Source organism: Protofrankia sp. CiP1_Cm_nod3, from assembly GCF_982290655.1.
In genome coordinates this window covers 7518-17742 of sequence record NZ_CEVIVD010000049.1, presented here as the reverse complement: position 1 = coordinate 17742, position 10225 = coordinate 7518, and the positions used below count along the sequence as shown (strand labels likewise).

Genomic DNA, 10225 nt, shown 5'->3' with positions numbered 1-10225 from the left:
GGCTTCCGTATCGGTGGGTGGAAACGGTCGCTGCCGTGGCGGTTTCCACCCACCGGAGTGCTGTCGCAGGTGTTCAGGGCTGGCCGGCCAGCTCACGGCGCAGGCCTGCCAGCTCGCGGCGCAGGTTGGCGCGGGCCATCGGCTCCCAGTGGCGGGACGCCCACGGCGTGGCGTAGACGCGCTGTTCGAGCAGCGTGCGCAGCACGGCGGCCCGGCCGGAGGCCCAGCGCTCCGGGGAGACCCAGGCATACTCCCGCCGTACCCTGCGGGCGTAGACGTCGTACGCGGGCGCCGGCCGGGCCAGCACCCGCAGATCCGCGTCGTTGACCATGGCTTCGTCCGGGCCCGCGGACAGGTGGGCCGCGGTTGCCCGCACCAGCCGGTCGACGTCGGCGGCCACCGGCCGCGGGCAGCCCAGGGCGGTCAGCGTGGCGGCCGCCAGCTCGCCCGACCGGGCCTCGTTGTCACTCGTCCGCGTGTCGTAGACCGCGTCGTGGAAGAAGAGCGCGAGCCGGCAGGCGGGCAGCGCGGACGCCGGGTCGTCCGCTCCGCCCGGCCGGGCCCGTCCGCCGGCCCGTTCCCACCCGCCGGCCCGGTCACGGTCCTGCTCCCGGCCGCGCTCCCGGTCGGCCGTGACGAGCAGCCGCAGCGCGACCAACGTCTCACTCACGTGACGCAGCGTGTGGTAGAAACGGCCGGGCTCGCAGTAGCGGAGGACAAGATCCTCGAACGCGGACGCCCGTTCGGCGGCATCCGCCCGCGCACCCGCCGACAGCAGGGCGGCGTCGAACGACCGCGCCAGTGACGACAGCACCACCGTGTCCACCGGACCTCCTCCACCGCCATTGGGCGCGGCCCCGTTGCCTCGCAGCCGTGACTCACCAGCCGTGACTCACCGTGCCCATGAACGGACTTCGATTCGACCATGGGTACGTTCCGTGCATTTACACCCCAGAAGTAACCAAGTCAACCAACAAATGATTATAAAAATAACATTGGAACAACATCCTTATATCATCAAACCAAAAACGGATCATAGCGGCGCCGCGCGCACGACAATCACCTCGGCCAGAGATCGACGCCGATCCGACCACGGACGCGGCCGGGATCCGCATGCCGTCCGTATGCCGCGTCCGTACACATCCCGGCAGCGGCCCCGGCAGCGGCCGGCGGAAGCCCTCGGCTCTCAGCCGTCGGACGGGCCCCAGCCGCCGCCACCGGGAGTACGGATCGTGACGACCGACCCGGCCGCCAGCTCCAGGCCCGCCTTGGACGGCAGCCGCACGCCGTCCACCTCGTTGCGCCCCACCGCGCCTGGCCCGCCACCGGCGGCGCCCTGCGGGGCGTGCCGACGGCGGTCGGTGAGCAGCGACAGGGCCGCCTCCTGAAGCACCCGGATCGAGCGCACCAGCCCCGCGCCACCAGGATGCCGACCAGCCCCGGCGGTGGCCATGTCGAGCTCGTAGCGTTCGACCCGCATCGGGTACTCCAGCTCCAGGGCCTCGATCGGGGTGTTCAGGGTGTTGGTCATGCCCACGTGCACACCGGACGGCCCCGGCCCGCGCGCGGACGCGCCCTGGCCGCCGGCGAGCGTCTCGTAGTACGTCCACCCCCGCCCGCCGATGATCAGATTGTTCATCGTGCCCTGCCCCTGCGCGGGCAGGACCGGGCCGTCGCCGGGCTCACGCCGCCCGGCCCCATCGGCCGCGGGCCCACCGGCCGTACGAGCCGTGCCGGCCGTGCTGTCCGTACGAGCCGTGCCGGCCGTGCTGTCCGTACGAGCCTCACGGGCCGTGCCGGCCGCGACGGCCTGGGACAGGGCCGCCAGCACCGTGTCGGCGATCCGCTGGGACGTCTCGACGTTCCCGGCGACCACGGCGGACGGCCGGCGCGCGTCCACCAGGGATCCGGGCCGCGTCAGCACCTCCAGCGGGGCGTAGGTGCCGTCGTTCGCCGGGACGTCCTCGGGCAGCAGCACCCGCAGCGCGAAACAGCAGGCCGACCGGGTGACGGCCCGCGGGCAGTTCACGTTGCCGGGCACCGCCGGCGAGGTGCCCGCGAAGTCGACCGTCAGCGCGTCGCCGTCGATCGTCACCGCCACCCGGATCGGGATGTCGTCATCGGTCACGCCGTCGCCCTCGACCTCGCCGGCGGCGGTGTACCGGCCGTCCGGCAGCGCCGCGATCATCGCCCGGGAGCGCCGCTCGCCGTAGGCCAGCACCTCGGCGAACGCCGTCAGCACGACGTCCAGGCCCCGGCGTTCGATCAGCTCGGCCAGCCTGGTGCCGGCCAGCTGGTTCGCCGCGGCCTGGGCCCGCAGGTCGCCGCGGCGCAGCTCCGGCGTGCGCGAGTTCGCACAGATCAGCTCGAGGATGTCGGCACGCCACTCACCGTCGGCGACCAGCCGCACCGGCGGGATGATGAGCCCCTCGGCGTAGATCTCCCGCGAGTCGGCCGGCATCGACCCGGGGCGCATGCCGCCCATGTCCGAGTGGTGCGCCCGGGTCGCGGCAAAGGCGATGATCTCGCCGTTCGCCGCCAGCGGTGACACGAGCGTGACGTCGGGCAGGTGGTTCCCGCCGGCGAACGGGTCGTTGAGCACCCACACCTCGCCAGGCCTGGCACCGCGGGCGGCCACCGCCCGCACCGACTCGTACATGGCGCCGAGGTGCACGGGGACGTGCGCGGCCTGGGCGATCATCCGGCCGGCCCGGTCGAAGAGGGCGGCCGAGCAGTCGCGACGTTCCTTGATGTTGGACGAGTAGGCGCTGCGGACCAGCAGCGTCCCCATCTCCTCGGCGATCCCGGCGAGCCCGCTCACCAGCACCGACAGCGTCACCGGGTCCACCCGGCCATCTTCGCCCGCTATCCGGGCGCCTGTCACGGATCGGCCGGCCACGGCGGCCGGCCGGCCGGCCGGGACCAGCCCGCGCGACCGGATACGCGGTTCCCGCCACGGCCCGCCCACCGGTGCCGCCGACATCCGCAACATTCGCCAAATATTCGCTAAATACTCGCCAAAACATTGCCCTTCGCCCGTCCTGATGCCACCGGCGGCTTCGAAAAGGTCATTTTGTACTGTTTCACCGGCGAGTACGAAGATTTCCCGTGTGCGTACCTCCCGGGCCGGGCGGGCACTGGTACGGTCGGGCCTCGTCCCGGTCGGCGTGGGGCCGGCGGGCGGCGGCCGGGAACAGAACGGCCGGGCGCGGAACAGCCGGGCACAAACGACAGGGAACAGGAACGGCGCTTTGTCGAGCGGACCAGGACTCCGGACGGCGCGGCTTCCGGCGCGGCCGGCAGGCTCCCGCGCGTGTCCGGCCGGTCGGCGCCCGGGCCGTCCGTCCGATCACCACATCGCCACCGTCCTGGCAGGCCGGCGGGTACGGCGCGGCGCCAGCTCACGGACTGACGGGGCCGCGCGGCGCCGGCCCGCGGCCGGGCCGCGGGGAGAGCATGGCGAGTGGCGGGGAATTCCTGGGAACCGGAGACTTCTGGCAGCCGGAGGTGGGTATGCGCAAGTTCGTCATCATGGGCGTGCAGGGCAGCGGCAAGGGCACGCAGGCGAAAATGCTCGCCGACGACCTCGACCTCGTCCATATCAGCGTGGGTGACATTTTCCGCTGGAATGTACAGAGCCATACCAAACTGGGCGCCCAGGTCAGACGCGTCGTCGCCAGCGGCCATCTGGTCGGCGACGACCTCGTCGAGTCGGTGGTCCGGGACAGGCTCGCCAGCCACGACTGGAACTACGGCTTCGTCATCGACGGCTTCCCCCGCAACGCCCGGCAGGCCGAGTTCTTCCTGGAGAGCTACGACATCGACGGTGTGATCTACCTGGACCTGCCGGACGAGGAGGTCTACCGGCGGGTGCTGGCCAGACGCCTGTGCTCCCGGTGCGGGCTGGACTACAACCTCATCGCCAGCCGTCCCCGGGTGGCGGACACCTGCGACGTCTGCGGCGGCCAGCTGCTGACCCGTTCGGACGACAACCCCGAGGCGCTCGAGGTCCGGCTGCGTGAGTACCACGCCCGGACCAGGCCGGTGATGGAGATCTTCCAGCGCAAGGAGTACGTGGCGATCGTCGATGCCCGGCACCCGGCCGTCGACGTCCAGGCCGAGATCCGCGAGCACTTCGACCTGCCCAAGCTGTCGTAGCCCGGCGGCTACCGGCACGGAGCCGCCGCGGAGCCGTCGCGCGGTCGTCGTCGCGCGGTGCGCCACGACGTCCGTCCCCACGCCGTGGCGCAAGGGATACGGTACGGCCGGCGGGTCATGCTGGATTCAGGCGCGTCCTGACCGACCGGCCGGGACGCACACGCGATGCCTCACCGTATCCGGTGCACGACGTCAGGTAGTCCTCGAGAGGAGAGCGTTTCCGCTATGGGCAACGAGCAGCTCGTCCGGCCCGCGCCGGTCAGCGGATTCCCCGAGTGGCTGCCCGAGGTGCGGCTGGTCGAGCTGCGCTGGCTCGACGAGATCCGCCGGGCCTTCGAGCGCTACGGTTTCTGCTCGGTCGAGACCCCGTCCGTCGAAGCCCTCGACGTGCTGCTCGCGAAGGGGGAGACCTCCCAGGAGGTCTACACCCTGCGCCGGCTGCAGGCCGACGACGGCGACGACGGCGACGCCCGGCTCGGCCTGCACTTCGACCTCACCGTGCCGTTCGCCCGGTACGTCGCGCAGCACTTCAACGAGCTGGTCTTCCCGTTCAAGCGCTACCAGGTGCAGCGGGTCTGGCGCGGCGAGCGCCCGCAGGAAGGCCGCTACCGCGAGTTCACCCAGTGTGACATCGACGTCATCAACGTCGACCGCGTCCCGCTGTACTTCGACGCCGAGCTCCCCCGCATCGTCCACGAGATCCTCACCGGGCTCGGCATCCCCGCCTGGTCGGTCAACATCAACAACCGGAAGGTGCTGCAGGGCTTCTACACCGGGCTCGGCATCGGCGACCCGCTCGGCGTCATCCGGGTCGCGGACAAGCTGGACAAGATAGGCACCGCCGGCGTCGAGAAACTGCTCGCCAGCACCCTCGGGCTCACCCCCGAACAGATCACCGCCTGCCTGGACCTCGCCCACATCCGCGGCGGCGACACCGGCGTGGCCGACGACATCCGCCGCCTCGGCGTCACCTCCGACCTGCTGGACGAGGGCCTGGACGAGCTGTCGTTCGTCCTCGACGAGCTCTCCGACCTGCCCGCCGGCAGCATCGTGGCGGACCTGTCCATCGCCCGCGGCCTGGACTACTACACCGGCACCGTCTACGAGGGGAAGTTCGTCGACTGGCCGGACTACGGCAGCATCTGCTCGGGCGGCCGCTACGCCGACCTCGCCGGGTCGTTCATCCGCCGGCACCTGCCCGGCGTCGGGATCTCCATCGGGCTCACCCGGATCTTCGCCAAGCTCCTGGCGGAAGGACGCCTGGAAACCGCCGCGAGCTGCCCCAGCGACGTCCTGGTGGTGCTCCCCAGCGACGCCCGCCGGGCCGAGGCGAGGGCCACCGCCGCACACCTGCGCGCCCGCGGCTACAACGTCGAGACCTACCACGAGGCCGACAGGCTGGGAAAACAGATCCGTTACGCGTCACGCAAGGGCATCCCGTTCGTCTGGTTCCCACCCTTCGAGGACGGCAAGCCGCACGAGGTCAAGAACATGGCCAGCGGCGAACAGGTCACCGCCGACCCCCAGACCTGGCACCGCCCCTGACCCAGCACTGCCGCCTGACCTCTGACCCGGCGCAGCCCCTGTTCAGGCGGGCGCGGTGAACGCCCGAAGCTCGCCGCGCAGCCGGCTGAGCTCGTCGACGAGCACACCGTCCCAGGTGTCCGGCAGCCCCACGCCGTCGACCTTTACCTGCCTGCTGAGCCCTTCGCGCAGGCCACGCAAGCACTCCCGCAGCTTCTCCGCGGACGGGTGAGTGACAGCCCGGCCCGTCCGCGCGGCCTTTTCCTTCCCGTGCGAGGCCGGGCTGTCATTGCGATATCCAGCGATCCTGCCGGCTTCGGGAATACGGTTCTTGAGAGCGTTCCACCCGTTTTTGCCGTTCTTGCCCAGCGTTCCCTCGCACAGCACGGCCGCCCGCACGGCACAGCCCCAGGGATCGCTCTCCGCCAGCGTCTCCATCAGGCGGAGCCGGGCTCGCAACAGCAGGAAGGGCAGACGCTCCGGGCCCTCCGGCAGCCCGATGGATGCCAGCCACCGCGGGTCGAGCGTTGCGGACGGCCCGATGAAAGCCAGCCTTCGCGCTCTGTCGGCGAAGGGCCGCAGCCGCTGGGCGGAGCCCTGGCCGAGCAGCGCCACCGCGGCGCTGACGTCCAGGCACTCGAGCGCGGAAAGCGCGACCCGGGCCAGCTCGGCGTCACCGGCGACACGGTTGAGCACGGCCTCCCCGTCGATCTCGACGATCGACTCGTCCGAACCCGCACCGGAACGACGGATCTCCGCCAACCGGGTGGGGCAGGCGGCCGACAGGCCCCATTCGATACCCGCGAGCGTCAGCCCGAGCCCCTGTGGCTTCCGTCCGGAGCTCACGACGACCCAGATCTCCTTGACCGTGTCGAGATCGCCTTCCGCCTGGAGCGCGTCCCAGGTGTCCAAGCGGATGTCATCGAGATCACCGAAATCGATCCCACTTTTCAGGAGGATGCGGCAATCGATGTTCTTCCCACGCGCCTTTGTCTCCCACAGCCGGCCGACGGGCTCGGTCTTTTCGGACACGAGAATCCGGATGACCGGCGTGACGTTCTTACAGGCGGCCTTCTGGATGAGCGCATCCAGGCGGGGTGTCGGCGGGTCGTCACCTTCGACCGAATCCATGCCCATCGCAAGAAGAATAAGGGCACGCCGATCATCGAGATAACGCCACCGCGGGTAACCGAGCTCCACGATCTCCTCGTCATACCTGGGCAGATAGCTCTGGGTCTCGAGAAACCGGTCGATGATCCCCAGATCCCGCGGATTGGTCCGGTTCACGTGCACCAGATCCTTGGCCGCCATTTCGGCGTCCCACACCCGCGGCTCGAGCAGCAGGTCGAGCGCGGATGTCGGCACTTCCCGCTTGGCGCGGGCGGCGCGCAGCTTCCTGATCTCATCTTTGGACAGCTTGCTCCGCGGTTCCTTCTTCTGCGCGGCGCGGATCTCCCGGTCGGGAAAGCGACGCCTGATCAGATCATCAAGATCGGCGTCGACGCCGGCCGCGCTGTCCCGGGCCGCGAGGTTACGGACGCGGGCTTCCAGCCACGCGCGGAAGAGCATGCCGTCGACCACCTCCCGCCGGTCGATCCGTTCCAGCAGGACCCGGGCCAGTTCCTCCTCGCCGGTATCGTCCCAGCCGGCGCCACCAACGCCCTCGGCCACCAGAATCTGACGGTTGAGGCGGCGCTTCCACAGCTCTTCATTGTCCTGATCATGACTGGCCATGGACGCATAGAACCGGTGCCGGACGAGCCAGCGGTCGTCGTTCTCGTTCGCGCTCGGTATTTTCTCGCTCGGCAGGATGCGGTGGCCACCACGCTCGGCCAGGAGCACCAGATGCGGCTCCACCTCGCTTTCGAGCGCCCCGATCACCAATCCCATCGCCGCGTTGGTGGCGCCGCCGCCGAAAGTGATGTCGACGTGCGGCGGCACACCGGCGTCATGAAGCTCTCGCAGCCGCCGGCGTATCACCGGCCGAGTCCCCGCGAGATATGGTCCGTGGGCTTCGAGAATTTCGACGGCCCCCGGTGGAAAACTGACGCCGTACAGGCTGTCGGATTCCAGCAGCTTCTTGATTGCTTCGCCGAGCGACAGTGTCTGGCCCGAATCAGCGGGCTGGCCGGCACGGGGCCTGGTAACAACGAGAACGACCCGGTCGTACTGTGGGGCGCCGGCCGCGAACACCGCGATCAGCGGTGTTTTTCGCGCCGGGTCGACGCTCGTCGTCAACAGGCGTCCGGCTTCGTCCGGGCCGGCCGCGACGAGCTCGGCGAGCCGTTCCCGGAACTGCTCTCCGGATGACGCGCCGAGGTCGGCGGCCCCGACGAGATGGACGAGGATACGGCAGGCGCTCATGGTCTGGCGGTCGGTGGCCATCGCGTCTCGCCCTTCACGGTTGTGGGTCGATCTGTCACCTTCCCCTGACGGACGAGGCGGCCTGTCGTCCTGTCCGTCCCCGCTGTCCGTAGCCGCCCCGTCGTCCGCGTCGCCTGTCGTCTACGTCGTCCGTCAGGTATGGACGGGGACCGCCGGTCCCGGTCCTGGCGCTTTCCGGGGGCGGGGCCGGCGGTTACGGGACCCGAGCGCCGTTTACCTGGAGCAAGCACGGTTACTTTGGAACGGCCAGACGCGGGCCTGCCGGTCTCGTCCGTCAGAGGTAGGTGGAGGCCGTCCCCGGAGGGGTTGAAACCCAGCCGCGGGCTTCGTCCGTCAGGGGTGAGTGGACGGGCAGCCGTCGTCCCGGCGCCGGGACGACACACCGGGCACGGCAACACGCGGAGCGCACGGAAGGACCAGCAGATGGGCGTCACCTGTCACGTCGTCCTCATCGAGACGTCGGGGAACCAGAGCTTCATCTTCGAGACCACGAAGCGGCGGGAGAACGTCGGCGCCTCCGAGCTCATCTACCGGCTCGAGCGCTGGACGCTTGACGCGCTGCGGGCCGAGTTCCCCGGCTTCGGGCGGGACTGGCAGATCTCCGCCGGCCGGGACGCACAGCTTCTGGTGGCCGCGGCCGGCAGCGCCAAGGTGGTCGTCCGCGACCCGGACAGGGGAAGAGCCCTGGTCAGCAGGGTGACGACACGGGCGCTGCGGGAGGCTCCCGGTCTGGACGTGTGTGGCGTGGTCGGCGAAGGGTTCGACTGGGACGGCGTCCACCTGGAGCCGGGCCAGCGGCCGGTCAGCCTGCTCGCCAGGCGCTGCCGCGAGGTCCACGAGGCACTGCCGCAGGTCCGGGCTGACCGGCCCGGCCCGGCGGGCCGCTTCCCCCGCATCCCGATCGTGGACGAGTGCGCGGCCAGCGGCCTGCCCGCCCACGACGTGATCAGGGAGGGTGAGGGCCCGCGGTCACGGCAGCCCCGGGCCCGCCCGTCCATAGCCAAGCGGGAAGCCAGGGACGCCGGATTCCGCCGGCTGGCGGGCGACGCCGGCATCCCGTCGAAGAAACTAGAGAAGATCGCCGATCATCTGGAGGGCGTGCCCGACTGGGTCGCCGTCATCCACGCGGACGGCAACAGCCTCGGCCAGCTGTTCACCGGCCTGGGCACCACGGGCGACGGCGACACGCCGACCAGCGACCGTTACGCCGACGCTCTCGGGCCGTTCTCGAAAGCCGTCGACGCGTGCACCCGCGAGGCGTTCCGCGAGGCGCTGGAACACTGCCGGCAGGTGCTCCCCCACGGCCATGCCGTCGACGGTGAGGTACCGGTGCTGCCGCTGGTGCTCGGCGGTGACGACCTCACGGTGGTCTGCACCGGTTCCGTCTCGCTGGCCTTCACCGAGGCGTATCTCGTCGCTTTCGAGAAAGCCACCCGCGAGAACCCGGTCATCCAGCCGCAGGCTCCGGACGGGCTCACCGCCTGCGCCGGGGTGGCCGTCGTCAAACCGCACTTCCCGTTCTCCGCCGCCTACGACCTCGCCGAGGAACTGACGAAGGAGGCGAAGAAGACGGTCAAGCTGTACTCGGTGGGCCAGGAGCCGCCCGCGGACAGCCCCGACAGCCCCGACAGCCCCGCGGAACCGGGCGCGTCACCGTCGGCGCCCGGGGAACCGCGGCAGCCCCGGATTCGGCCCCGGTTCCAGCCACGGGCGTCCGCGTTCTCCTTCCACGTCCTGTACGACAGCGGTGGCAGCGATCCGGCCCACCTGCGCGACCGGATGCAGGTCGCGCCTGGCGCGGCCGACATCGCGGCCGAACCCGACCCGTGCAGGCGGCGGAAACTGCGGGCCCTGCTGTACGCGCAGCCCTACGTGGTCACCCGCGACATGCGTGAGCCGTGGACGGTGGGGCGCCACTGGGACGACCTCGCCCGGCGCGTGGCCGCGCTCACCGCCGCCTTCGGCCCGGCCGAGGGAACCGACGGACTCGACGGCACGGCCGAAGTGGGTGACCGCAAGCTGCCGACCAGCCAGATGCACGACCTGCGGGAGGCGCTGTTCCTCGGGCAGGACGCCGCTGACGGCCGGTTCCGCCAGCTGCTGGCGCGCTACCGCGACCGGGGGCTCGATCTCTTCGCCGGCCCCGGCTCCCCCAACG

The 10225-nt window shown here is 70.8% G+C and carries 6 protein-coding genes; 3 read left to right on the top strand and 3 right to left on the bottom strand.

Features of this window, described 5'->3' with window-relative positions; genetic code table 11:
* Positions 1 to 73 precede the first annotated feature (73 nt).
* Together AC5LUJ_RS11765 and AC5LUJ_RS11760 are read right to left on the bottom strand one after the other, a co-directional pair.
* The gene (locus AC5LUJ_RS11765) at positions 74 to 826 is read right to left on the bottom strand and encodes an HD domain-containing protein (protein ID WP_250282148.1); all 753 of its coding nucleotides are present in this window, start codon (positions 824 to 826) and stop codon (positions 74 to 76) included.
* A 360-nt stretch (positions 827 to 1186) separates the two neighbouring features.
* On the bottom strand, positions 1187 to 2848 hold the full coding sequence (locus AC5LUJ_RS11760) for a hydantoinase B/oxoprolinase family protein (RefSeq protein WP_250282149.1): 1662 nt from the start codon (positions 2846 to 2848) through the stop codon (positions 1187 to 1189).
* 665 nt (positions 2849 to 3513) lie between these two features.
* Between AC5LUJ_RS11760 and AC5LUJ_RS11755 the strand changes: the two genes are divergently transcribed.
* Positions 3514 to 4158 (top strand): adenylate kinase family protein, encoded by a 645-nt coding sequence (locus AC5LUJ_RS11755; RefSeq protein ID WP_250282150.1) that lies wholly within the window; start codon positions 3514 to 3516, stop codon positions 4156 to 4158.
* Between the two features lie 225 nt (positions 4159 to 4383).
* The gene (gene hisS / locus AC5LUJ_RS11750) at positions 4384 to 5703 is read left to right on the top strand and encodes a histidine--tRNA ligase (RefSeq protein ID WP_250282151.1); all 1320 of its coding nucleotides are present in this window, start codon (positions 4384 to 4386) and stop codon (positions 5701 to 5703) included.
* Positions 5704 to 5745: 42 nt separating this feature from the next.
* Here hisS and AC5LUJ_RS11745 read toward each other — a convergent pair whose 3' ends face one another.
* The gene (locus tag AC5LUJ_RS11745; protein ID WP_493464933.1) at positions 5746 to 8067 is read right to left on the bottom strand and encodes an NACHT domain-containing protein; all 2322 of its coding nucleotides are present in this window, start codon (positions 8065 to 8067) and stop codon (positions 5746 to 5748) included.
* Between the two features lie 423 nt (positions 8068 to 8490).
* On the opposite strand from AC5LUJ_RS11745, the gene AC5LUJ_RS11740 reads away from it, so the two are divergent.
* Positions 8491 to 10225, top strand: a 1735-nt coding sequence (locus tag AC5LUJ_RS11740) for a Cas10/Cmr2 second palm domain-containing protein (RefSeq protein ID WP_493464932.1), incomplete at its 3' end; no start/stop codon positions are given.